We start from the raw sequence: 24770 nt of genomic DNA, 5'->3' as shown, positions 1-24770 counted from the left end.
GATCCCATTTTCTTTGCCTACGCAGTTCAGCTTATTCAAGTGCCTGCCCGGATCTGATCAAGGGTTTTGATCGGGGTCAGGGCCTGTGGGTCGACCTGAACTTCGATGATGGCGGGCTTGCCGCTTGCCACCGCGCGATCCAGGGCCGGGCCGAAATCAGCCGTTTCGGTGACAGTATCGCCATATCCGCCAAAGGCGACCGCATAGGCCGCGAAATCCGGGTTATGGAGCTCGGTCCCTGAAACGCGGCCGGGATAGTTGCGTTCCTGATGCATGCGGATGGTGCCAAACATGCCGTTATTGACCACAATCGTGATGATATTCGCGCCATATTGAACGGCGGTGGCGAATTCCTGCCCGTGCATCAAGAAGCACCCGTCACCGGCAAGGCAAATTACCGGGCGGTCTGGATGGGCAAGCTTGGCGGAAACCGATGCCGGCAATCCATAACCCATTGAACCCGACGTCGGGGCCAGTTCGGTACGATATTCCCGGTAGCGGAAAAAACGATGCAGGAAGGCGGCGTAATTTCCCGCGCCATTGGTGACAATGGCGTTATCAGGCAGTTTGTCGCGCAGCTCGGTAATCACATGGGCCATTTTTACGTCGCCCGGCGTATCAAGCGGTGTGGAAAACGCGATGTAATTGGCATGTGCCGTTTCGATCATGTCATCACGGGCTGATCCATCCACAGGCTCCATCATGGCGATGGCACGCAAGAAGGATCGTTGTGACGCGTTGATCGCGATATCGGGGCGATAGACACGGCCGAGTTCGTCCGGTCCGGCATAAACATGGATCAGCTTTTGTTTGGGGCAGGGGATATCCAGCAGGCTATAGCCGCTGCTTGTCATTTCGCCCATGCGCGAGCCGACCAAAATCACCAGATCGCTGTCGCGGATGAATTCGGAAAGCTTCGGGTTAATGCCAATGCCAACATCGCCAACAAAGTGGCTGTGCGTGTTAGGGATATAGTCCTGACAGCGGAAGCTCGTCGCGATCGGGACATTGTTACGAAGTGCAAACGATTTAAGGTTTTCAGTCGCTTCGCGGGTCCAGCCACCACCCCCGACGATCATCACCGGTTTTTCGGATTTCGATAGGGCTTCGCGGAAACGCGCGACGTCTTCCGGGGCTGTTTTGGCTTCAACCGGGACATAGGGTTTGGCATCCGCAACCTCTGTGCTTGAAGACAGCATGTCTTCTGGCAGCGCCAGAACCACCGGGCCGGGGCGGCCGGATGTCGCGATGTGATAGGCGTGGCTGATATATTCGGGGATGCGGTTGATGTCATCAATCTGCCCGACCCACTTGGCGAGCGGTTCGAACATCTTGCGATAATCGACTTCCTGAAACGCCTCACGATCGACCATATCCCGCCCGATTTGCCCGACCAGCAGGATCATTGGTGTACTGTCCTGATGGGCAACATGTACGCCCGCCGATGCATTGGTCGCACCGGGACCACGGGTGACCATGCAAATGCCGGGCTTATTGGTCAGCTTGCCATAGGCCTCGGCCATGATCGCTGCCCCGCCTTCCTGACGGCAAATGATCGGATCAATGTCGGGATGATCCACAAGGCCATCAAGAACAGCAAGATAGCTTTCACCTGGCACCAAAAAGACGCGTTCCGCGCCGTGCAGGGCCAATTGATCAACCAGAATACGACCGCCGTGGCGCATTTGCGTTTTCCCGGACATGAAAGAAGAACTCCGTGTGGTGGGGCAATTTGGATTGCTTTGTTGTCATTGTTCTTGGCGCTGTGGATGCGCAATCATATCCGCGATTTCATCACGAATGCGGGGCAAAGGTAAAGGTGCCAAGGCGATAAAAATCACCAAAATTCAACGCAGTGTTTAGCTGTTCTAATTCAGAGGGGATTGATGCAGGGATGTGCAGCAGGTTCTGCTGCGAAACTCAAAAATCGCAGTGATTTCAAAAGTACCGCTCCGTCACTCGAACGATGTCACCCGGCAGGATGATAGTGCTGAGCTTGGCTTCAAGTGCGACACGGCTGGAGTCATTCCCGCGCAGGATTTCGATATCATCTTCATCCCCGCGATAAGTCATGCCGCCACCAATCGCGATCGCATTTAGAACATTCATGCCCGGCACAAAGCCATAGGAACCCGGTTGATTAACTTCACCCAAGATGAAAAATGGCCGAAATGCAATGACTTCGACGGCAACATCGGGGTGACGAAGATAACCATCAAGATAAGCGTCGTGAATAACGGTGCGTGCCTGATCCGCGGTCAGGTTACGCACAACGACTGGTCCGATCAGGGCAAGGTTAAGCCTGCCTTGTGCATCAACGACAAACTCGCCAGATAGCTCGCGTTCACCAAATACGGTGACCTTGACCGTATCACCACTATCAATCGGATAGATGGTTTGTGCGCGAGTGGGTGTTGCGGACGCTAGGAAAACAAAGAGCAAGGTGATGAAGGTTAAGAAGCTAGATTCTGTGAGCATTGACTGGGTGCGGTTCATCTACATCTCCAGCTTGAGGCTGATCTGCGTTTGAAAACGGCGATAATCGTGTCCGGCACTGTTTGACGAACGACGATCATGATTGATTGCCGCGTCAATGCGAGCAAAACGGTTCAAATCGTAGGACAGGCTGGCACCCAACTTACTGATTTCATCATGTCGGGTGATTTGTTTGAATTGTTCGCGGATATGTCCGGCAGAAACACCGATGTCTAATCCCCGGCGGAGCTCATGGGTTACACCAAGCCCGGCTTCAAATGCCAGAACACCGCTTGCACCGGTAAGGGTGGTTTCGCGGATTGTGCGTGCGACATCCAAGTTAATGGAGGTCAGGCGGGTTACTGCCCAATCCGTGTTTGCACGAAGGGTATAATCGTTAATATCGCCAAAGCTTTGATCCGAGTAGGTTTGGCTCATCCATCCCGCGGCCAAATCAGCCGAAATCAGGTTGGTTAGATCAACACGCAACCCACCAAAGAGCTGATAACCGGAAGAATCGCGGACAATGCCCGTATCATCGGGTATGCTATCATATTGGCGCTGGTTGAGGGTTACTTCTCCATAAACTTCACGCCCGCGGTCTATCGGTACCAAAAAGCGCAGCGTTTCACGCATCTCGAGCCGATCACGATCATCATTTCGGATCAAGTTACCGGAAACTGTTCTGCTGTCGTCAAATGCGAGGCGACGTAGTGAGACCTCTGTTTCATATCGCAAAAGCGTCGACACATAGCGTGCGCCCGCGCGTGTTGTCATATCGTGATAAATGACAGGCTCATCCGCGCCTGTTGGGACGTCATTCCCACCCCGTGGGTCATGTGCACGTCTCCATTCTGTACTTCCCTGTAGCGTGGCATCTCCGATCTTCAGGTCACCTGCGGCTGTTAACTCCAGATCCTGATAGTCATCAGGCTTGGACTTTGCAAAGAGGCCAAGATCAGCACCCGCAGCAAGCCGTAAACCAAATGTCTGCCAATCACTTTCGATCGAAATCCTTGGTGAGATTGTGGTGATCAGATCGGACTTTGGAGAAGATTCAGCCAGATAGATGTTGTCGTTAAATTGCGTGCTGGTGGTGAGCTTTGGTGAAATGAGAACGCGGCCAAAGCGAATGCTTGATTGGTCCGGTGCTTTATCTTCAGATGTCTGGGCGAATGCACTTGTTTGGGCAGCAAGCAAGCAAAGCGAAATTGCAATCAGATATGCCCAACTTTGCTTTGCTGATGTGCTTAACGTGGATCGCCCCATCAAGCCCGCCGTTCATCAAGTCTGGGGTGTTTGTCCCGTTTGATTGCGGCCCGAAAAGGCAAGGAAACTGTCAAAAGCAGGATAAACAAGTCAAACAGCACACCGCAGCGCTCGACATAGGCGCGATCGAAATGAATACGGGATTGAAGATGGTCTTCGGTTTGCACCGTTCCGCGCCAACCGTGAACTTGCGCCCAGCCAGTTATGCCGGGCTGTACAATGAGTCTGGTTTCATACGCCGGGCAACGCGCAGCAAACAGAATGTGATCCGTCAAGGTATGCGGGCGTGGCCCGACCAATGACATGTCACCGCGCAAAACGTTGAGCAGCTGAGGCAATTCATCAAGGCCACTGACCCGAAGAAATTGTGTGAAAGCGTTCTGATACCTTTGAGGGCGCGTTGATAATGATCGACACGAACCGTCCCGAATGGTGCGAAATTTGTAGATTGGAAAGAGCTGCCCGTCTTTGCCGACCCGTTTCTGCACGAAGATCGGTCGCATGTGGCCAAGACCGTAAAGAACCAAAGCCACAGCAACCATGACAGGTGCAAGCAGGACCAGGCCAAGGATTGCAAAAAATATGTCGAGCAGTCGTTTGGCAACCAGATTACGCCGGTTATTTGCCTGCTGCTGTTCAGCGCGATGTTTGGTCCCAGTCAATCTTGATGCCCCCAAAACCATCATGATCACCCATTGGAATGTAACTTAGGGTAGATGTGTTTGGGGTTATTTCAAGTAATTAAATCGATTGGCTTGGATATGGGCAGTTACCGACTGTGTTGCCCGATGACGGATTACCGGAGCGACGGAATGCTTGACAGTACGGTTTTCATCAGTTGTGGCTGACGGTTGACACCCGTCTTTGAGAAGATGGTTTTAAGATAGGTGCGTGCCGAGCTATGCGAGATGCCGACCAGTTCGGCGGCCTGATCAAGGGCGAGGCCTTCGGCGAGTTTTTGGGTCAGTTTGGCTTCGGACCGGGTCAGGCCGAACAGATCCATCAGATCATCGATTGCCGGTGGCTTTTGTTGGTTTGGATCGACAAGGACAACCATGAAGGTTGGTGAGCTATCGGGTTTTTGCGGCACGCGCCGGATCAGGAGCGAGAGCTTTTCTCCATCGCGTTCAAGCGAGAAGCTTTGATGGCTGCGCGGGACCTGTTTGGTCGGCGGGGTGAGGAAACCCGCCAATCCATCCGGGCTTGGATCAATCACAAGCTTGCCCTGCGTGCCGGACTTTACCAGTGATGAGCTTCTAAGCACTTCGGCGGCCTGCGAATTCATATGCAAGATGGTCAGCGCATCATCAACGGCGATCACGCCCAGTTCAAAAAGATCAAGGAATTCGGTCGGGAGTGTATCGTCGCTTTGACCCGCACGTGATTTCAGCTCTGTCTCGATATCATCAAGGATCGTCTGAACCGTAGTTGGCTTGGGATAAAAACGAAACACGCCAAGCTCATTCACCGCAAGCAAGGCCGATTGCAGATCGGCATAACCGGTCAGCATGACAATGATCAGATCATTGCGTGTTGTGCGCAACTCGGCGGCAAGTTCAAGCCCTGTCATGCCCGGCATATGGATATCAAGAACTACCGCAAGGATGTCGCGATCATTGCTGATGGCATCACGTGCGGCATAGGGGTCATTAATAAAGACGGCATCCCAATCGGGGCGCAAGCGGGCAAAGTTTCGCCGATGGGATGACAACAGGTTCTCGTCGTCATCAACAAACGCAATTCGGACCGACTTTTTTGCCGCCATTCAACATGCCCTCCACAAATGGGGATATTGGAGAAGGCCAGTCTGACACTAATCTCCGAAGCTTCAAAGCCCCGCCGTGCGACGGATGCACAAATTACAGTGGCTTTGGTGACAACACCCACGACACGAAGTTCACCGGAGTTATCCATTTATGGATATGGTCAGCAAAAAACGCCCCATCATTTTGATGGTTGATGATGATGAAAAGCTTCTTGCAGCTGTGCGCCGCACGCTGTCGAGCAACTTTGATTTTGTCACCTACACCGAAGGGCAGTCGGCACTGGAATGGCTTGCGACCAATCGTGACCAGACCGATCTGATTATTGCTGATCTTGTCATGCCCGCCATTGATGGGATCACGTTCCTGAAACAGGCTGCGCGCATGGCGCCGATGGTCAACAGGATGCTGTTGTCTGGCAACGTTTCAAGCGTGTCTCTTCGCGAAGCGATCAATCAGGCGATGGTGACTCGTGTCTTGGCCAAGCCGGTTTCAGTCGCCGTTCTGAAAGACGCGATTGACCGTGTCTTGAACAATAATGTGCCAGTGGCAAAGCCAAATAGCGGCCTGTCACCAAATATGGTCAATAACGCGATTGATCGCGCAGATTTTTACACGGTCCTGCAGCCGCGTTATCGCGCCAGTGACCTTGGCCTTTGTGGTGCCGAAGTTCTGTGTCGGATGCCGACACTGGCCAAAGAATATGGCATCGATGAAATTTTTGAAGTTTGCAACGATCATCCGGTGATCAACCGGCTGACCGGGCAACTGATGGGGATCATGGTCGATCAGGCGCCGCGCTATCGCGCGCTGATGGGCGATAGCGCAAGTCTTTCGATCAATCTTGCCGCCTATTCGCTCAAGACACCGGAGTTTTTGGAACTGGCCATTCGCTTCTATGAAAAGATGCGCATGCGCGGTGTTCGGGTGACTTATGAAGTCCCTGAACGGCAAGTGTCGCCAAATGATCTTGAATTGCTTGCCAGTGCCAGCCGCCTGCGTGAACGTGGTATCGGGCTTTTGGTCGATGATTTTGGTTCGGGCAATAATTCGCTGGAATTGTTGCGTCACGAAGTCTTTGCCGGGATCAAGCTTGATCGTGATCTGGTGCGCGGTGTGATGACAGATTTCCTCGACGATGCATTTGTCGAATGGATCGCACAGGTTTGCGCAAAAATGGGGATTTCGATTTCGGCCAAGGGGATCGAAAGCCAGAAGGTGGCCGAGAAGCTGCAAATCTATGGCATCACCGAGCTCCAAGGCTTCCATCTGGGCAGTCCGATGCCGCTTGAGCAATGGGAAGCTGAGGCAATCATGCCGCTAAGTGCTTCTTGAAGATAAAAGTTTCCGTTAAATTGGTCCTGCGGGCATTGAGATATACCCGGTCCGTGACCACTGTTTAAACATGTGACGAAGCAAGGGGATGAAGATGAAAAGCTATCTTAAGCTGTTTGCTGTCGTGGTCGGATTGATTGGTTTTTATGCCAGCCCGGCCCTGGCAGGTGGCACATTGACGATGACCAAATCCGATGGTGAGGTGGTCAAGGTTTCGATGAACAAGCTCATGGCGATGCCAACCACCGAGATTTACACCTCGACCCCGTGGACCGACGGTGTTCAGAAGTTCAAAGGTGTGCCGTTTGATGCCTTGTTTGAAGCCTACGGGATCAGCTCGGAAATCGTCCGTGTTTCGGCACTCAATGATTACAACGTCATGGTCCCGGCCAGTGTTCTGCGCGAAGATGGGGCGATCCTTGCCTATCACCTCAATGATGCGGAAATGTCGATCCGTGAAAAGGGACCTTTCTGGGTGATCTTCCCTTATGACGCCGATGTCCGGTTCCAGACGGATACCTACTGGTCTTATTCCGTCTGGCAAGTAAAGTCGGTTGATGAAGAGAATTAAGACATTTTTTTTGAACGCATCAGGCAGGGCCATGTTTATCGCATTGGTCCTGTTTGTCGCGTTGTATGGCGTGTTTTCCACAGCCATTGTCCACCAACTCGAAGATGAGCGGTTTAATTACCGCGAAAACTTCGTCTGGGCGGTGTTTCAGATTCAGCGGCAGTTCTTTATCGTGCAACGCGATATCGAGGCCGCTTTTGGTCGTACCGGCCTGTCTGAAGACGTCGTTGACGAAATCCTGCTGGAATATGAAATCTTTGTCAGTCGCGTGCATCTATTGCGTGATGGCGATGGCTTCAAGGTGCTGTTTTCTGTTCCCGAAGTTGCCCAATCGGTCGATCTGCTTGAACAACAAATCAAAGAGATTGATGACGCACTTTTGGCAACAGAAGACTCGAGCGAAAAGTTACAGGCACTCTATCGCCTGCTTGAGCCGATGAACGAATCCCTGCAGCAGGCAGTGGTGCGCACCACCAACTTTGTGTCGGTCTATAACGCCAACAACATTGCCAGCGTTAAGACCGACATCGAAATCCTGTCATATCTGTTCTTCTGCGGTGTTGTCGTCATGGCGGTTCTGGGCGGTTTCATGGTGCGCCAGCGCCAGAAAATCTTTGCTGCCGATATCGCCGCCCAAAAGGCGCGTCAGGAACAGGAAGTCATCGAAGAAGCCGCCGATCACGCCAAGATGCATGCGCTTGGCACGCTTGCCGGTGGTGTGGCGCATGAAATCAACACGCCCGCGCAATATATTCAGAACAATCTGGAATTCCTGTCTGACAGCTTTGCCGATCTGGTCGGTGCGGTGGAGCGCAAAGAAGACGGAAAATCTGCGGTCCTCAATCTTGAGAAAGACAAACTGGACTTCCTGACCGAAGAAATTCCCATGGCGATCGATGAAAGCATCCAGGGCCTGAACCGGATTGCCGAGATTGTCCGCGGTATTCGCAAATTTGCCCATCCGACCACAGATGCGGTTGAGATGATTTCGATCACCGAAGAAATCGATACCGCCGTGACCCTGACGCGCAACCAAGTCAAACATGTTGCGGATCTTGAAGTTGGTATGCAAACCGACGTGACAGAGGTCAATGGTCGACGCAACCATCTGTCACAGGCACTGATCAACCTGATCGTCAATGCGTCCCAGGCCATTCGCGAAAGTGGCCAACGCCGTGGACGGATTGATCTTATTGTTAGCTCCGACGATGACAACGTCTATATCCGGCTACGCGATAATGGCGGCGGTGTGCCCGACGATATCCGTGAACGCATCTTTGATTACTTCTTCACCACCAAGGAACGTGGCGTGGGGACCGGTCAGGGCTTGCCGATTTGCCGCAAACTTATTCAGGATGATTTCAATGGTGATCTGACCCTGTCACCAACCTATAGCGAGGGCGCAGAATTCGTCATTCGCTTGCCCAAACCTGATCCGAACAGTGATGTGCAATCGCAGACCACCACTGTTGAGGGACCGGCTGATCTCAACGCGCTTCTGCGTTAATCAACCGATCTGCTTATGTTTTCACAAGCGGATATCACGTTAGCTAGTGCGTGACGCGGTCCAGTGGAATGTGGTTGGAGATGCAGCTTTGTTCCCAATGTGCCCATTTCCGATCCGCCCCGCATTGTGAAATAAAGGTGCTTGCGAGGTCATACTTTCTAGCGCGGGCGGCACCATCAACGCCGGCTTTGCGGGCGAAATGCTGTGCGGCATAGACAATCAGCAGACTTTGGGATGCAGATGTCGGTGCGGCCTCCGGGCGGTGGTGGAAGGCGATATTTTCGACAATCTCGTGCGGGAACCCCCAATAAGCACACAGGCCTGCCGCAATGCCGGGGTGGGCGAATCCCATTTCAGCAATTTCAGCCGAGATGATGTCACATTCATCCTGATCAGCACGACGGCGACTTGCTTCATATCCCTCCGGACGGACCTGTTTGATCACGACTTCGCCGATATGGCACAGAAGGGCGGCCGCACGAATGTGATCAACCGTCTCATAGGCCATGTTTTGCATCCGTGCGATGCTTGCTGCCATCTGACCAAGAACCATCGGGCGATGCAGTTTCAGATCAATGTGATCGGGATCCAGTATGTCAGGCTGTCCACATTCGGACCAAAGGACACAAAGCGCCTTTATGGTCTCTATCCCCAAAATACTGACCAACCCGATCAGCTCCATGGTTTGACCATGAGGGACAAGCTGTTCGCGTTTTGCCTGCTCAAGTGCAAGGGCAGTAAGACCGGGGTGTTGTCGGGCAAAATCATCAAGCTCGATGCGGCTTTTTTGACCACTGAACTGCAAAATCGTGTGCAAGCGTTGGAAGGTTTCGGGCCATGCAAGTCTCTCAGGAAGCTGAGATAAAATATCCGTCAGGATCGGGTCGCGCAGGTAGCGACGCATGATCAGGCCGCGTTCGACCGCGTGGATGATGTCTGTGTCTTTGCAAGGCTTGGTCAGGAAATGCTGGGTGGCGGCGGTGCCGTTCTGAATGGCAACTTCATCGGCATAACCCGATAGCAGAATGCGGGATGTCTGGGGATAACGTTTGGCAACGATGCGCAGGAATTCCGCCCCATCCATGGATGGCATGCGCATGTCGGAAATCACCACATCGGCTTCTTCTTGGTCCAGTCCGACCAAGGCCTGCTCGGCACTTTCGAAAAAGCGCAATGACCAGTTAGGGCGTTGGCCCATCATGCGCCGGCGCAAACCGCGCAGCACATTGATGTCGTCATCCACAAAAATGATCGAAGCATTATCGGGCATGATCAAATCCAGCGTAATTACGCTATTGCTGCTGCAAGACTTGCCGAGTCACAGGGTTTATTCAAGACAAAAGCCGCACCAACCGATTTTGCCTCTTCGCAAACATTGGGATCGGAAAAGCCGGTCAGCATGATCTTGCGCGTACCGTCGGCATTTTTGATCTCGCGACGCTTGATTTCATAAAGGGTTTCGATGCCCGACATGCCCGGCATCATGTAATCCAGAAATACAACGTCATAAGCCGACTGTTTACGGCCCATCTGAGCCATCATCTGCAATGCGGTTTCGCCATTTTCGGCGACATCAACATGGCGTGCGCCCGCACTGCGCAGCAAGCGACGAATGGAAAAACGGACTTCGATGCTGTCATCAACGATCAGGAAGCGCTTATTCGCGTTTTCCTTGCCAAATGCGTTGTCGCCTTTGCACAGGCGCAGACCATCGGCAATTTCGATGTCATTCATGCTGTTGCTTTTTGCGGCACTGTTCATGGCTCAAACCCAAGTCGTTTAGTGATGAAAACCAGCCTTTCTGATGCCCATCATCGTCAGTTTGCGCATTTCCCAATATCCCCATTTGGGGAGACAAATGAAAAACGGGCCACCGATGCGGTAGCCCGTTAAAATCATTGGGTCTTTTGATCAGAGATCAGAATTCGTAACCGATTTTCCGGTCGATCGAGAATTTGCCACCACCCTGGATCAGAACGGAAAGGGCAAGGAGACCCCACATCAGCGGCATTTCAAAACCACCTTCGTTCCAGAAATAACCAGCCGGCAGATGGGTCGATACCGCCACACCCATAAAGACCAGAACCGCAGCAGCAACCGGGCGGGTCAGAAGACCGACTGTCAGCATCAGACCGCCAACGAATTCCAGAAGGCCGATGGCAAGGGCAAACAGGAAGCCCGGAACAAAGCCGATGCTTTCAAGCCAGCCAGCAGTCCCTTCAAGGCCATAGCCGCCAAAGGCACCAAACAGTTTCTGTGCACCGTGCGGGACCATCAGAAGACCGGTGGTGACACGAATGATGACAGGTGAAAGCGGTTGCAGGGCCGACCAGATGTTGCCAAAGGCCGGGACGATCGAACGGGTTTCGGTATTTGAAGTAAACGTCGTCATGATAGTTCTCCTATCGATGGTGCGCGCAGACCTTGCTGCTTAGGCGACCATGTCAAAAACAAGGGCTTCGGCGTCATTGGCGTTGGAGAAGACCAGTTCGTCCTCATCCTTGATTGCTGCGCCATCGCCAGCCTTAAGGGTTTCACCATTCACAGTCAGACTGCCACGTGCGACCTGAACCCAGGCGATGCGGCCTTTTTCGATCTTGTGGTTGGCACTTTCGCCGTCGCTCAGATGGGCGACATAAAGATCGATATTCTGATGAATGGTGACGGAATTCTCGCGGCCATCACGGCTGCCAATCAGGGTCAGACCCGAACCGGCGTCAGAACGCGCGATGTCTTTTTCTTCGTAGCCCGGTTCCAGACCGGCAGCTTCGGGGATCACCCAGATCTGCAGGAAGTGGACCGGATCGGATTTGGAATGGTTGTATTCCGAATGACGGATGCCGGTGCCAGCGGTCATGCGCTGGAGGCGGCCCGGACGGATAACCGATCCATTTCCGATGCTGTCTTTGTGTTCGAGTGCGCCATCAAGAACATAGGAAATGATTTCCATATCCTTGTGACCGTGGGTGTCAAAACCGGCACCCGGAATAACGCGGTCTTCGTTGATCACCCGAAGCGGGCCCCAGCCCATGCGGTTGGGGTCATAGTAGTGACCAAACGAGAAAGTGTGGTTGGAATCGAGCCAGCCAAACTGTGCGCGGCCACGGGTGTCTGCATCTACCTTGATAATCATTTTAACCCTCCATGAGGTGTCTTGCTGTTGGAGGTAGAATACGCTTTTCAAAAAATGTGACAATTAACGTAATAATGCCCATAGTGTTGCATATGACACGACAATGATGTGGTTACGGTCAACAAGGATCCGGAAAATGGACAAGCTCGCCAGCCTGCAAAGTTTCATTCGTGTGGTCGAAGATGGAAGCTTTGCCGCAGCCGCCCGAACGGTTGGACAATCAAGATCGCAGGTGAACCGCGCGGTGGTCGCGCTTGAAGATGATCTGGGTGTTCAGTTGCTTAATCGGACCACGCGCCAGGTATCGGTCACGCCAAGCGGCAAGGCATTTTATCAGCGGGCCAAGGGTATCCTTGCCGATTTGGGGGAGGCGGAAGATTCAATTCGCGAAAGTCGTGATCGACCGACGGGCGATATTCGCATCAATGCGCCGATGTCCTTTGGCACATTGCATCTGGGACCGGCCCTTGTCGATTTTGCCAAACGCTATCCCGATATTCGGGTGGATCTGAAGCTTGATGATCATTTCATTGATCCGGTCGCCGATGGATTTGACATGACGGTGCGCATCAGCCGCCCGGCCGAAACATTGGCGCTGATTGATCATGAAATCATCCCGATCCGCCGGGTGATGTGTGCCTCGCCGGAATTCATCAAAACACATGGCGAGCCGACCGATATCCGTGATCTCGCCCGGTTGCCGTGCCTGCATTATGGCAATCTTTTATCTGGGTCGAGCTGGAAATTGACCGGGCCCGATGGGCCGGTTGCGGTGCAGGTGAATGGGGTATTTTGTTGTAATAACGCAGAAGTCCTGCGCGATGCGGCGATTGCCGGGCTTGGCATTGCTGAAATGCCGACCTTTATCGCCGGGCCGGAGCTTCAGACCGGGCGGTTGGTGACGGTCCTGTGTGATTATGTCCCGGCCGAGATATTCCTTTATCTGCTCTATCCGCCCAGCCGTCAGCTGGCATCGCGGATCAGATTGTTGGTCGAATTCATTCATGAACGGTTTGGGGATCAGCCGCGCTGGGACTTGGTGCAATAATTATCGCTTTTCATATGCGGTTTTTCCGATCCAAACACTTGCGCTGTGCGTAAGACAAACTACGATTTTAACAATCCCAATTCTGATCCCAATCTCGACGAGGCGGGCATGACACAGTTTGAAATGCCAACATTGATGATGGTGTCGCACGGCAATAGTGGCGATGGCGGTGATCCGGCTGGTGATCTGGCGAGATCAATTGCGCCGCATTGGGATGGCCCGATGGCGCATGGCTATATGCGCAGCCAGCCTGCTTTGCCCGATCAGTTGGCCGCGTTGAAACAGAATGGTACTGCCGAACGCCTGATCATTTTCCCGCTGTTTTTCAGCGAAGGTTATCTGGTGTTTGAAGAATTGCCGCGCGATCTGCACCGTGCCGGATTAAATGACACCGTGATCTTGCCGCCTGCGATCAATCTTCCGGGCTTTACCGATATGGTTGCGCGCCATGTGAAAAACGCAGTGACCAAGCGCGGCTGGCTTATGGAAGAAACATCGGTGTTTCTTGTGCCGCATGGCTTGAAAACATTGAGCGAAGCCTTGCCCGAAACTGTGCGTCTTGCCGATCAGTTGGGGCGTATTTGTGTCGGAGCCGAAGTTTGCATTGGCAACATCGAAGGCAATCCTTCGCTTTCTGATTGGCGCGAAATCGGATCACGCAAAAAGGCACTGGTTGTTCCGATGTTGGCCGGTGGTGGCATGCATGCCCGCGAAGATTTGCCCGAAATGATTGATCTGCGCGATGGCGAGGAAGTTGAAATTCTGGCGCCGATCGGCCAATGGGCGGATTTGCCGGAACTTGTTCTGGCCGAAGCCGAACGTCATGTTGCGCGCTTTGGCGGGCAGGCCGTGCCGCTTGGCCCGACGGGTGATGATATCTGGGCCGATCGGATGGCGCGCTCGGCGTGATTTTGGTCTGTGATTGGCTTAGCCCAAAACGGGCTTGAAACTGGTTTCCGAAGTTTTCTTCAGCAGGTAATCACGGAACAATCTGGCCGCACTGGTCAGATTGGCATCCCCTTCATGCGCGATCAGCAATTGGCGTTTTGCCCATTCATCAGAAATCGGGGTAGCGGCAATTTCCATATGGCCAAGATATCCCGCGACCGAGCTTTTGCGCAGAAAACCGATGCCAAGACCCGCAGCAATCATCTGACGCAGCGATCCGAAACGCACCACCTTGATATGCGGGTGCATGTCGAGTTTGATCTTGGATGCGGCTTCGGAAATCAGATCGTCAATCACCCCACCTTCATGCAGCGAAATGATGTCGTATTTAGCGGCTTCGGTGAATTTGACTGGCTTGGGATTATCGGCATTGGGGATCAATGGATGGCCCTTGGGCGTTACCACCCAGATCGGATCATCACAAAATACATCATGGGATAAACCGGCAAGCGGGCTGTTATCAGCAAGGATCGCCAGATCAGCACGGCCTTCACGTACGGCATCGGCACTTTCGCGCGATGTCAGTTCGCGGACATCAACAGTGATGTGGGGAAAGTCGCGCTCGAAATCGGCCAGGAAAGATGGCAGGCCGGTCAGGATCGCCGAGGTGACAGCAGCAAGATAGATTTTGCCTTTTTCACCGGCGTTGTAATCGCGCAATTCATTGGAAAGATGGTTCAGATCGCCCAGAAGCTTTTCGCCATATCGGGCAAAGATCGCGCCTTCTTCGGTCGGTTCGACCCCGCGGGGCAGGCGGCGCAAAAGTGTGACACCCAGCATGGCTTCAAGCTCACCAATGCGGCGTGAAACAGCCGAAGTCGCGATATGTTCGCGCCGTGCGGCTTCATTGATGCTTCCGGCGCGCACGATGGCGACAAAAAGCCGGATGGTCACAATATCAAACTTTTGCATGGAACCGTTGTCGGTGGTTCAACCCGAAGCGTCAAGAAGTTTGAGGGTGCGGCAGATGTGCAGATCGTCGCACCAACCTCAAACGAAGGAGGCAGATGCCTTAACCTTCAACCTGACGCCATGCCTTGTTCCAATCCGCAGTCAGTTCTGCGTGGTTCTTGGCCTGGGATGCTTTCATGATCACGGCAACCTGAAGGGCGCGGACAAAGCTGGTGAACCAGCCGGTACGGACTTCACGTTCAATGCTGGTTGCGTCTTTGTAAGCAATCGTCGTCATGGCTCTAATCCTTTGCGACATCGTCTGTGTCTGGGGTGATTTCAGAGATACCAAACGACCGGTGATGCGACTATTCTCGTTTCACCGCTATCCCGTTCTTGATTGGAGAACGGTACTGTTATTACATTGATAATAAATACGAAATCGATGTTGCGCTGCGCAACAAGAAGCATGTGATGAGCTGCTTGATCCTGTTTTGAGCCCTTCCAGACAGTGAATTTGCGGCGACTCACTGAGGTCTTTTCGAAGGCGGGCTTCTATCTTCTGCGCATGCAAATCTGCTATAGGTTTGGAAACATTCACAATCAGGGTCGCGACATGACCGAAATTGACGAAAATCTCGCCTATGAGCAGGCCAATGGCAGCGGCCTGCAAAGCCATCTGGGCTATCGCCTTGTTGAATGGGCGGAAAACCATGCGGTGGTCGAACTTGAACTTCAGGACCACCATCGCAACCGCGCGGGCATCCTGCATGGCGGGGTTTTGGCGACCCTTATTGATACGGCATCTGGCTATTCGGTCTGCTACTGCCCGGTTCCGGGAAATTTACGCAAGACTCTGACGCTTTCGCTGACCACCAATTTCCTCGGCATGGCCAAGGACGGTGTCGTTCGCGTAGTCGGGCGCAAGCAGGGCGGCGGCCGCAAGATCGTCTTTACCGAGGCAACCGCCTATAACGCCGATGGCGATGTGATCGGTACAGCAACCGGGACCTTCAAATATCATCGCGGCAGCGAAGACCCGGCCGGTGTGCCGCGCGAAAGTTAGGTTCAGTTCGTGCAGGGCATCTTTGCTCCGCAATGCTTTGATCTTGACTAACCAGTCGGCATGGCGTTTCCTTAAGGGCATGGGGAAACGCGAACTCCCCACGAGGCGCCAGCTGAAGATCGCGTTCCAATGAACCCTGCAAAGGAGGAACGCACATGCCTGCGCCCAATGCAATTTCCTGCGACAAACTTTCCAAGCTGATTGGCACTGCACGTGTCCCGCTTCTTCTCGACGTTCGCTCCGAAGAGGACTTTAACGCGGATCCGCGTCTGATCCCCGGTTCCATCCACATGGATGATGCCGATTTAGCGGATCTGGCATCACGCCTGAATGGTGCACCCTCAATCGTGATCTGTCAGGCCGGACATAAACGAAGTCAGGGCACGGCAGCGTGGCTGCGTGCCGAAGGCTGCCCGTCCGAATATCTTGAAGGTGGCTTTGAGACCTGGATTTCATCGGGCCTTCCGGTTTTCAATCCCGGCAAACTGCCCCAGCGTGACAAGCAGGGGCGATCAGTTTGGGTGACGCGATCCCGGCCAAAGATAGATCGGATTGCCTGCCCTTGGCTGATCCGGCGGTTCATTGATCCGCGTGCCGTGATTTTATACGTCGCACCGGCCGAAGTTCTTGGTGTCGCCGAACGCTATCAGGCAGCGCCTTTTGATATCGAAGACGTGTTCTGGAGTCATCGGGGCGATCTTTGTACCTTTGATGTGATGATTGCCGAATTTGGCTTGTCGATACCCGCCCTTGATCAGCTTGCCCTGCTTGTGCGTGGCGCTGATACCGCCAGACTTGATCTTGCGCCCGAGGCCGCCGGGCTGTTGGCCGCATCACTTGGTCTGTCACGGATTTATTCCGATGATCTAGAGCAGCTTGATGCCGGCATGCTTCTATATGACGCATTCTATCGCTGGGCCCGTGATGCCAGCAATGAGCTGCATAACTGGCCGACCAACAAGCCGCAGGTGTGACATGGCAGCATCACAATACCCGACCCTGACAGAGGCAATCAGGGTGTGGGCGCGGATCGGGTTGCTCAGTTTTGGTGGCCCGGCCGGACAGATTGCTTTGATGCATCAGATTTTGGTCGAAGAACGCAAATGGCTTGGCGAGAAGCGATTTCTGCATGCGCTGAACTATTGCATGTTGCTTCCGGGGCCGGAGGCGCAGCAGCTTGCGGTTTACATCGGATGGCTGATGCACAGGACAGCAGGCGGGGTAATTGCCGGTGTCTTGTTTGTTCTGCCCGGGATGATCGCCATTATGGTGCTGAGCTGGATCTACGCGATCTGGGGCAATACCGGCATTGTCGAATCCCTGTTTTTCGGATTGAAGGCAGCGGTTCTGGCGATCGTGGCGCAGGCGGTTTATCGCATTGGCAAACGTGCGCTTAAAAACAATGTGATGATCGGGATTTCGGTTCTGGCCTTCATTGCGATCTTTGCCTTTGGTGTGCCATTTCCCGTGATTGTTCTGATCGCGGGGCTAACCGGATATTTGGCCTCAAAGCTTGATCTTGCGGCCTTCCGCGATGGGGGTGGGCATGGAAAGATCGGTAAGACCCACGTTGCCGATGCCGACACCCTTCTGGGCGAAGAAACCCCGCAACATGCGATGATCAATCGGCGTTGGGCCTATCAAATGTCGGCGATATTGCTCGGTCTTTGGTTGGTGCCGGTTGGTGCGTTGTTTGCCGTGCTTGGCCCAGCCAATGTGTTTAGCCAGATTGCCGGGTTCTTTAGCATGATGGCGGTCGTGACCTTTGGTGGGGCTTATGCCGTGCTTGCCTACGTCGCACAGGAAGCTGTGCAGAATTTTGGCTGGCTGGCTCCCGGCGAAATGCTTGATGGGCTTGGCATGGCGGAAACCACGCCGGGTCCGTTGATCATGGTTACCCAGTTTGTCGGCTTCATGGGCGCGTTTCGTGACGCGGGCACGCTGCCACCATTGCTTGCCGGGACGCTTGGGGCGGTGCTGACAACCTGGGTGACTTTTGCGCCATGCTTCTTGTGGATATTTCTCGGGGCTCCGTTCATCGAACGACTACGTGACAATCATCAGCTTGGTGCCGCACTTGGCGCGATTACGGCGGCAGTGGTCGGGGTGATCCTGAACCTTGCCGTATGGTTTGGGTTACATGTGTTGTTCGCAGAAGTTGGCACGCTTGAGTCCTATGGACTTAACCTGATCGTGCCGGTTTTGACATCTCTGGACTTTGCTGCGGCGGGTTTGACACTGCTGGCTGTTTTGGCCGTGTTCTGGATGAGGATCAGCACCATCCGGGTTTTGGGACTCTGTGCTGGGGTCGGTATTGTGATGGGGGTGCTTGGGGCGTTTTAGGTAACGCGGTACCAGAACAAAAAAGGGCGCGACCAGATGGCCGCGCCCTTTGTATGTGCGAAATGCGTGCTGATTAGCCCGGCATCTGCCACTTGCCATTGACCAGACGCGGGATGTTGAGCGGATTGGCATCCTTGATCGCGGCGGGAAGCAGCGCATCCGGGAAGGCCTGATAGGAAACCGGGCGGATGAAACGCTTGATCGCCAGGGACCCGACCGAGGTCGAACGCGAATCTGTGCTTGCCGGGTACGGGCCGCCATGCACCATGGAATGGCAGACCTCAACACCGGTCGGCCAGCCATTGATCAGGATACGACCCGCGCATTTTTCCAATGCCGGACGCAGGGCAGCAGCCGTATCGGCATCGCCGTCAACCATGTGGATGGTTGCGGTCAACTGACCAATCAGGGTTGCGGACAATGCGACCATTTCCGCAACCGAATCACATTCAACGATGATGCCCGCCGGGCCGAACATTTCTTCGGCCAGTTCCGGGTTGGCTTTCCAATCAGCCGCCGTGGTGCGGAAGATCGCCGGGCTGCCCTCAAACTTGCCATCCGTGTCACGACGTTTCAGCGCACAGGTGACCTTGCCATGTTTGGACATGGTATCAGTAACGTCATGATACGCGCTTGAAACGCGATCGGTCAGCATGGCAGCACCGCCAACCTGACCAAGTTCAGCAGCGGCAGTTTCGACAAAGGTATCAAGATCGGCACCCTTAAGTGCGATCAGAAGACCCGGATTGGTACAGAACTGACCAACACCCATGGTCAGTGACCCGACCCAGCCCTTGGCAATGTCTGCGGCCTTTTCGCCCATGGCTTTGGGCAGAAGGAAGACCGGATTGTTCGAACCCAGTTCACCATAGAACGGGATTGGTTCCGGGCGGGAAACAGCAATGTCAAACAGCGCACGGCCACCACCGGTCGATCCGGTAAAGCCAACCGCCTTGATCAACGGATGGGCAACCAGTGCCTGACCAACCTTGCGCGTGCCGCCATGGATGAGGCTGAACACGCCCTTTGGCATGCCGGTTTTGGCAACAGCGGCCTCAATCGCCTTGGCAACGACTTCGGACGTTCCGGGATGGGCGGCATGGCCCTTGAAGACAACCGGGCAACCGGCGGCCAGTGCGGATGCGGTATCACCGCCCGCGGTCGAAAATGCCAGCGGGAAGTTTGACGCGCCAAATACGCCAACCGGACCCAAGGCCTTGTTCATCACGCGGATGTCGGGTTTTGGCAGCGGCTGACGGTCTGGCTGTGCGGTTTCAATGCGGGCTTCAAGCCAGGAACCTTCTTCGATCCAATCGGCAAAGAAACGCAGCTGACCCACGGTACGACCGCGCTCGCCAGTCAAGCGTGCGGCGGGCAAAGCTGATTCAAGATTGCCGATTTCGGTGATTTCATCACCACGCGCATCGATCTCATCAGCAATGGCGCGCAGGAACTCTGCACGCTTTGCCGGCAGCATGGATGCGAATTCTTCGGCACAGGCCTGAGCTGCCTGAACAGCCTGATCAACGATTTCCTCGGTGCCGTGCTGGAACTGGGTCGGGAGCTTCTCACCGGTTGACGGATTGTCAGCCTGAAACACATCCGGGCCATCAAGCCATTCGCCTGCGATATAATGCTTTCCACTCAGCATGTGGGTCTCCTGTGGGGTTATGTCCTGTACCTGATCGATCTGCGCAGTTCTGTCGCACCTGTCCGTAACACCGAAATGTCAATTTGTCGGACCGGCGCGATGGCGCAGTCTGATAATCTGAGCGCAGCTTAGGTTTTCGGACCGCAGATGTAAACATCATACAATATGATAATACTGCAACGACGCCCCAAAGCCGCATGCCTGGACCATAGCAGAGCAGTTCTTTTGCGTCGAATATTTTATACAATTTATCGGATTTGGTTGAATGCGCGTTATATAACAGTGGGTTGTTGCAAAAGCGAAAAAGGCGGGAACATGGCCCCCGCCTTTCACATTCATCAGACTATTAAGATCGAAGCCCTAGAACGTGCCGTTCAGGCTCAGGAAGAAGTTCCGCGGTGCGCCGTAATAGTTAAAGGTCGAGGTCGAAGCGACGCGGGTATAGTATTTCTCATCAAGTAGGTTATTGGCATTGAGCGCAAGCGACAGGTTGTCATTGAGCTGATAGGCAACGCGCGCGTCAACAACGGTATAGCTTGGCGCTTCAACTGCATCGTTAAACACCCAGCCATCCGACCAGGTCACACCGCCACCGATGCTCAGCCCATCAACAGCACCTTCGTCAAAGGTGTAGTCGGTCCAGGACGTTACATAGTGTTTTGGCGCATAGGTGCGATATGAGCTGTCCGATTCACTGCCGATATCGGTGCTATAGATATAGGTGTAACCAACAAAGCCCTGCCAGTTTTCCAGGATCTCGCCGCTGACTTCGGCCTCAATACCGCGGGTGCGGATCTTGCCCGCAGAGATGCTTGCGGTGCTGTCATCCGGGTCGGTCACAGCGCGGTTTTCGTCTTCCATCTGATAGGCAGCGATATAGGTGTTCAAAAGGCCACCGAAATGCTCACCTTTCAGGCCGATTTCAAACTGTTCGCCGGTACGTGGTTCGATCTGGTTGCCGCTTGTCGTGTTTTCAGACTGCGGTTCATAGATCGAGGTGTAGCTGAAATAGGTCGAAAAATCGTTGCTGAGGTCATAGACCACACCGGCAAACGGCGTAAAGACCGCATCATCGGTGGTGTTGTTTACTGTGTTCGAACCGTTGACCAAGCCATCCTGAACCGAGTTGTACCAGCTTGTCCGGCCCCCGAACGAGAAGGTGACATCATCGAAGGTCTGAATTTTCGCCTTGGCATAGGTGCCGAACTCGGTCGAGTCCTGTTCATAATCGTTTCGGGTAGTAAACGATGTTGGAATGCTCAGCGATGGGCTTGAAATGCTTGCGGTACCAATGTTCGCAAGCTTCTGCACATATGACATGTCCGTGTGCGAGATATCCGTACCAACAGTGAAGCTTTGCTCGTAACCGAGCATATCAAATTTGTGGTTGATATAGGCGTCTGCTGCGACAGCCTGCTCATCAGCCGAAAGTCCCAGCGCACGGTAACTTGCCGTGTTGGTCGCCGCCGCCGTCGAGATGGTATAGGCATAAAGCGCATTCATATTGCGATTTGAAAAACGCAGCGAAACCGCACCCTGCGTGTCAGCCGAAAACTGATGTTTCAGATCGAAATAGACATCATCCATCGTGTTTTCAAAGCTGTTCCAGTCCGCACCGGCAAAGGTTGAACGCGATACATCCAGAAGGTTGCCGTTTGAATCTGTCGGCAGGCCGTTATGGGGTACCTGATCCTTGTGTTCATGCGAGAAGCCAAGCGAAACGAAGGTATCGTCATTCACATCGGCATCAAGGGTCACATAGCCAAGCTCGTTGTTGTTTTCTTCGACATCAACAAAGCTGTCGCGATAGTCGGTGGAGACAACGCCACGTGCACGAACACTGCCGTCTTCGGTCAGCGGGACGGAGATATCACCCTGCGCACTGTAATGGTTCCAGGACCCATAACCCAGTGAGCCAGATCCGCTGAATTCATCATTGGCCTGTTTTCGGATCAGGTTGATGGTGGCGGAGGGTTCACCGGACCCGCCATACAAACCTGCCGGGCCACGCAGAACTTCGATGCGGTCATACATCGCAAGGTTGGGCAGCGTGCCATCACGGCTGGAAAGTGGAACGGAAACGCCATTGGTCTGTACATCAGCCACTTCGTAACCGCGTGAGAACAGCGATGAACGACCAGCAGTATTCTGGGCAACCTGAACGCCAGTGGTGTAGCGCATTGCGTCGTCAAGATATTGGAAGTTCTGCTGCTCGATCCGCTCAGCCGTTACAACACTTGCGGTTTGCGGCAATTCGCGCAGGCTTTCATTGCCCTTGGACCCGACACTGGCGACCGTTGTGGTGAAGCTTCCAGTACCCTCGGTGGCGGCTGGATCGCCGGGATTGGACGCACCTTGTGCCTCGACAACGACCGGGTCCATCAGGGTTCCATCACCGCCAGCAACAAGGGTGACCGATGCATCATCGGTGAAGCTGAATTTAACGTCGCTGCCTTCAAGCAGCTTTGCCAAGGCTTCGGCCGCGGTCATGGTGCCGGTGACGGCTCGGCTCGTCAGGTTTTCGACCTGGGCGGTGTCATAGAAAATCTGAATGCCGGTTTGCTGGGCAAAGGCCAGAAGCGCGTTATTGAGGTTCTGGGCAGCGATATCAAAATCAAAGCTGACATTGGCCTGGGCGATTTCGGTCTTTGCTGCACCGGTGTTGGCCTGTGCGGTGATCGGTGCAAACAGCATCAGCGCGCCAAGTGACATGGCGGTTCCGGCCAGAAGCTGTTTTGCGATGCGGTGATGTTTGGTGTGCTGGTTGTTCTGATTGTGCTGGGCGGTCGTGCGTGCGACCTGCGTTCCCCATTTGGAGGCCATCTAGCCATCTCCCCTTGGTCTTCACGTAATTGATAATGCAAGTAGGTCGCATTATTGTTTTCCTACAGGAGAAGACGCCCGGCTTTTCCGATCCGGTAAAAATAGTTGAAAGTTTTTTTGAAAATCCGCGATTGGCGAGAGAACGAACAGAATCACTGCAGTTTCAGCAGCTTTGACGCAGTCTAATCCACAAGAACCGTTGCCAGATGCGGGATGCTGTAACTTGAAGCACCAATCCCCGACACAATCACATCAACCGCCTGATTAATGCGATCAATGCGGAACATGCCGCTGACTTCACGGTCTGCGAGCGTGTTGTTGGCAATCAGGATCGGACCCTTGGCATAGCGGTTAAGTGTTCTGGTGACATCTGACAGCTTGGCGTGATCAAAGATCAGATAACCCTGCTGCCAGCTTGTGCTGGTCGCGAGATTGACATGCTGAATGGCGATATCTGCCGTCGGTCCACCAAATGAAACCTGCTCGCCGGGCGATAGAATGAAGCTGGTTTTTGCATCATCCAGATCCGGGGTCAGTTTGATCTGATGTTCGATGGAGGTCACGGTTACTGATTGGGGGCCGCCATCCTCATGGATCGCGATATCAAACTTGGTACCAAGTGCTCGGGTAGTGCTGTTGCCGACGCGGACCACAAAGGGCGGAACGCCGTCACCTGCGGGCGCGACATCAAAGCTTGCCCGCCCAGATAAAAGCGTGACTTCGCGCGCCGTATCGGTGAAATCGACATCGATGGCAGAGGCGGAATCAAGCATGACCGTGCTGCCATCGGCCAGCATCAGGCTGTTAAGCTCCCCACGTGCGGTGCTGTGATCGGACAAGCCGCGCATCAGCATGTCGGGACCCTTCAGGCCACCAATAACGGCGATCAGAAGGACTGCGGCAATTGCAAGGAAGCGTCGTGTCCAATTGGGCTGGGATTTGCTTTTTACCCCAACGTCATTGGCGGCATGGATCGGTGCGATCAACGCATCGCGATCGAGGAAGGCGAGCTCATCCCAGACCTGCTGTGCAGTGTCATAGGCATCGGCATGTGCGGCGTCTGCGTCAATCCAGTCAGCACTGGTTTTGGCATCCGCGCGATCCGACGTGGCCGATTTTGACGGGCGATCAAGGATCGCAAGATCATGGTCATGGATCACCCACGCCGCAGCGGTGCGATCCACGTCATTGATTTTGCGAATGTTGTTGCCCTGAGCCAAATGCTTCTTCCTGATCTCGTTCTATTTCTTATGACGTTCGGCGCGCGAAAAACCGTACCGTTTTTTCATTCTGTCTGATGTTTTTTAAGTTTGGCCACAGCGTGGGCAAGTGCGGTGGCAAGGTGCTTTTGCACCGTGCTTTCCGAAACCGACAGTTTCTGGGCAATGTCGGAATAACTCAGCCCGTCAATCCGGCACAAAACGAAAATCTCGCGCGTGCGGGGTGGTAGTTCCGATATGGCCTGTTGGAGCAAGGCAAGTCGCCTGCGATCACCGGTCTGGGTCTCGGCATTGGGGCGATCATCGGCGATCATGGCCATGGTGTCATGATCGGTCGGGTCGGTGCGCCGACGCCGTTGGGACCGGATATGGTCAATCGCCAGATTGGTGGCGGTTTTGTAGATAAAGGCGCGGCCATCTTCGATCACGGCATCGCTGTCAATGCGCAAAAGCCTGGCAAAGGTTTCCTGCGTCAGGTCTTCGGCCGTATCCGCGCACGACAATTTGCGGGCCAGGAAGCGTCGGACTTCCTCCCCGTAAAGGCGAAATAAATGCTGGGTGTCGGCTTTGGTGGCCATGAGATCGTATTCTGTTCCGGATGGCGCATGATATTCATTGTGATAATCAATCGCAACAATATTCGGTCCAGATACGGATTTGGTGCTGATTGGCTGGATTAGTGTGGGGAATCAGTCGCTTGGCGCGACCCGTACAGGCGGGCTGTTCT

23 protein-coding genes are annotated in these 24770 nt (G+C 53.9%); 8 read left to right on the top strand and 15 right to left on the bottom strand.

Annotated elements, in window-relative coordinates:
- Nucleotides 1-35: 35 nt before the first annotated feature.
- The 5 genes from ACMZ66_RS01245 to ACMZ66_RS01225 all read right to left on the bottom strand — a co-directional run bounded on the left by ACMZ66_RS01245 (nucleotide 36) and on the right by ACMZ66_RS01225 (nucleotide 5509).
- Nucleotides 36-1703, bottom strand: a complete 1668-nt coding sequence (locus ACMZ66_RS01245) for a thiamine pyrophosphate-binding protein (RefSeq protein WP_416933666.1) — start codon at nucleotides 1701-1703, stop codon at nucleotides 36-38.
- Between the two features lie 235 nt (nucleotides 1704-1938).
- Complete coding sequence (locus tag ACMZ66_RS01240; protein ID WP_416933664.1) at nucleotides 1939-2496, bottom strand: polysaccharide biosynthesis/export family protein; 558 nt, start codon at nucleotides 2494-2496, stop codon at nucleotides 1939-1941.
- A complete protein-coding gene (locus ACMZ66_RS01235; protein WP_416933663.1) occupies nucleotides 2497-3744 on the bottom strand; it encodes an outer membrane beta-barrel protein in 1248 nt (415 codons plus the stop codon).
- Nucleotides 3744-4430 (bottom strand): sugar transferase, encoded by a 687-nt coding sequence (locus ACMZ66_RS01230; protein ID WP_416934590.1) that lies wholly within the window; start codon nucleotides 4428-4430, stop codon nucleotides 3744-3746. Before ACMZ66_RS01230 ends, ACMZ66_RS01235 begins: the two co-directional genes overlap by 1 nt.
- 110 nt (nucleotides 4431-4540) lie before the next feature.
- A complete protein-coding gene (locus tag ACMZ66_RS01225) occupies nucleotides 4541-5509 on the bottom strand; it encodes a DNA-binding response regulator (protein WP_416933661.1) in 969 nt (322 codons plus the stop codon).
- Nucleotides 5510-5660: 151 nt separating this feature from the next.
- On the opposite strand from ACMZ66_RS01225, the gene ACMZ66_RS01220 reads away from it, so the two are divergent.
- The 3 genes from ACMZ66_RS01220 (at nucleotide 5661) to ACMZ66_RS01210 (ending at nucleotide 8920) form a co-directional block, all read left to right on the top strand.
- On the top strand, nucleotides 5661-6842 hold the full coding sequence (locus tag ACMZ66_RS01220) for an EAL domain-containing protein (protein WP_416933659.1): 1182 nt from the start codon (nucleotides 5661-5663) through the stop codon (nucleotides 6840-6842).
- A gap of 94 nt (nucleotides 6843-6936) precedes the next feature.
- On the top strand, nucleotides 6937-7413 hold the full coding sequence (locus tag ACMZ66_RS01215; protein ID WP_416933657.1) for a hypothetical protein: 477 nt from the start codon (nucleotides 6937-6939) through the stop codon (nucleotides 7411-7413).
- Between the two features lie 31 nt (nucleotides 7414-7444).
- Nucleotides 7445-8920, top strand: a complete 1476-nt coding sequence (locus tag ACMZ66_RS01210; RefSeq protein ID WP_416933655.1) for a sensor histidine kinase — start codon at nucleotides 7445-7447, stop codon at nucleotides 8918-8920.
- A gap of 43 nt (nucleotides 8921-8963) precedes the next feature.
- Here the strand turns inward: ACMZ66_RS01210 and ACMZ66_RS01205 are convergent, their stop codons facing one another.
- The 4 genes from ACMZ66_RS01205 to ACMZ66_RS01190 form a co-directional block, all read right to left on the bottom strand.
- Complete coding sequence (locus ACMZ66_RS01205; RefSeq protein ID WP_416933653.1) at nucleotides 8964-10190, bottom strand: response regulator; 1227 nt, start codon at nucleotides 10188-10190, stop codon at nucleotides 8964-8966.
- A gap of 17 nt (nucleotides 10191-10207) precedes the next feature.
- Complete coding sequence (locus ACMZ66_RS01200; RefSeq protein ID WP_416933651.1) at nucleotides 10208-10681, bottom strand: response regulator; 474 nt, start codon at nucleotides 10679-10681, stop codon at nucleotides 10208-10210.
- 157 nt (nucleotides 10682-10838) lie between these two features.
- Nucleotides 10839-11312, bottom strand: a complete 474-nt coding sequence (locus tag ACMZ66_RS01195) for a DoxX family protein (protein ID WP_416933649.1) — start codon at nucleotides 11310-11312, stop codon at nucleotides 10839-10841.
- 39 nt (nucleotides 11313-11351) lie between these two features.
- Nucleotides 11352-12053, bottom strand: a complete 702-nt coding sequence (locus tag ACMZ66_RS01190; protein WP_416933647.1) for a pirin family protein — start codon at nucleotides 12051-12053, stop codon at nucleotides 11352-11354.
- A 136-nt stretch (nucleotides 12054-12189) separates the two neighbouring features.
- Here ACMZ66_RS01190 and ACMZ66_RS01185 point away from each other — a divergent pair, with 136 nt between their 5' ends.
- Together ACMZ66_RS01185 and ACMZ66_RS01180 are read left to right on the top strand one after the other, a co-directional pair.
- Nucleotides 12190-13101 (top strand): LysR family transcriptional regulator, encoded by a 912-nt coding sequence (locus ACMZ66_RS01185; RefSeq protein WP_416933645.1) that lies wholly within the window; start codon nucleotides 12190-12192, stop codon nucleotides 13099-13101.
- A 108-nt stretch (nucleotides 13102-13209) separates the two neighbouring features.
- A complete protein-coding gene (locus tag ACMZ66_RS01180; protein ID WP_416933643.1) occupies nucleotides 13210-14010 on the top strand; it encodes a sirohydrochlorin chelatase in 801 nt (266 codons plus the stop codon).
- A gap of 18 nt (nucleotides 14011-14028) precedes the next feature.
- Here ACMZ66_RS01180 and ACMZ66_RS01175 read toward each other — a convergent pair whose 3' ends face one another.
- Together ACMZ66_RS01175 and ACMZ66_RS01170 are read right to left on the bottom strand one after the other, a co-directional pair.
- Complete coding sequence (locus tag ACMZ66_RS01175; RefSeq protein WP_416933641.1) at nucleotides 14029-14961, bottom strand: LysR family transcriptional regulator; 933 nt, start codon at nucleotides 14959-14961, stop codon at nucleotides 14029-14031.
- A gap of 100 nt (nucleotides 14962-15061) precedes the next feature.
- Nucleotides 15062-15238 carry a hypothetical protein gene (locus ACMZ66_RS01170; protein WP_350044975.1) on the bottom strand — a complete coding sequence of 59 codons (177 nt, stop codon included), beginning with the start codon at nucleotides 15236-15238 and terminating at the stop codon, nucleotides 15062-15064.
- A 318-nt stretch (nucleotides 15239-15556) separates the two neighbouring features.
- On the opposite strand from ACMZ66_RS01170, the gene ACMZ66_RS01165 reads away from it, so the two are divergent.
- From ACMZ66_RS01165 to chrA, 3 genes are all read left to right on the top strand, one after another.
- Nucleotides 15557-16006: a PaaI family thioesterase gene (locus ACMZ66_RS01165; RefSeq protein WP_416933638.1), complete on the top strand. Its 450-nt coding sequence runs from the start codon at nucleotides 15557-15559 to the stop codon at nucleotides 16004-16006.
- A gap of 155 nt (nucleotides 16007-16161) precedes the next feature.
- On the top strand, nucleotides 16162-16980 hold the full coding sequence (locus ACMZ66_RS01160) for a chromate resistance protein ChrB domain-containing protein (protein WP_416933636.1): 819 nt from the start codon (nucleotides 16162-16164) through the stop codon (nucleotides 16978-16980).
- 1 nt (nucleotide 16981) lies between these two features.
- Complete coding sequence (gene chrA / locus ACMZ66_RS01155) at nucleotides 16982-18349, top strand: chromate efflux transporter (protein WP_416933634.1); 1368 nt, start codon at nucleotides 16982-16984, stop codon at nucleotides 18347-18349.
- A 73-nt stretch (nucleotides 18350-18422) separates the two neighbouring features.
- On the opposite strand, the gene ACMZ66_RS01150 is transcribed toward chrA, so the two are convergent.
- The 4 genes from ACMZ66_RS01150 to ACMZ66_RS01135 form a co-directional block, all read right to left on the bottom strand.
- Nucleotides 18423-20000, bottom strand: a complete 1578-nt coding sequence (locus ACMZ66_RS01150; protein ID WP_416933632.1) for an aldehyde dehydrogenase (NADP(+)) — start codon at nucleotides 19998-20000, stop codon at nucleotides 18423-18425.
- A 360-nt stretch (nucleotides 20001-20360) separates the two neighbouring features.
- A complete protein-coding gene (locus ACMZ66_RS01145) occupies nucleotides 20361-22823 on the bottom strand; it encodes a TonB-dependent siderophore receptor (protein WP_416933630.1) in 2463 nt (820 codons plus the stop codon).
- 182 nt (nucleotides 22824-23005) lie between these two features.
- Nucleotides 23006-24043, bottom strand: coding sequence for a FecR family protein (locus ACMZ66_RS01140; RefSeq protein WP_416933628.1), 1038 nt, complete (start codon nucleotides 24041-24043; stop codon nucleotides 23006-23008).
- A 65-nt stretch (nucleotides 24044-24108) separates the two neighbouring features.
- Nucleotides 24109-24621, bottom strand: coding sequence for an RNA polymerase sigma factor (locus ACMZ66_RS01135; protein ID WP_416933626.1), 513 nt, complete (start codon nucleotides 24619-24621; stop codon nucleotides 24109-24111).
- Nucleotides 24622-24770: the final 149 nt, after the last annotated feature.

The sequence above is a fragment of the Thalassospira sp. genome (assembly GCF_048059015.1).
GTDB lineage: Bacteria > Pseudomonadota > Alphaproteobacteria > Rhodospirillales > Thalassospiraceae > Thalassospira.
This window is presented reverse-complemented; position numbering and strand designations above follow the sequence as displayed.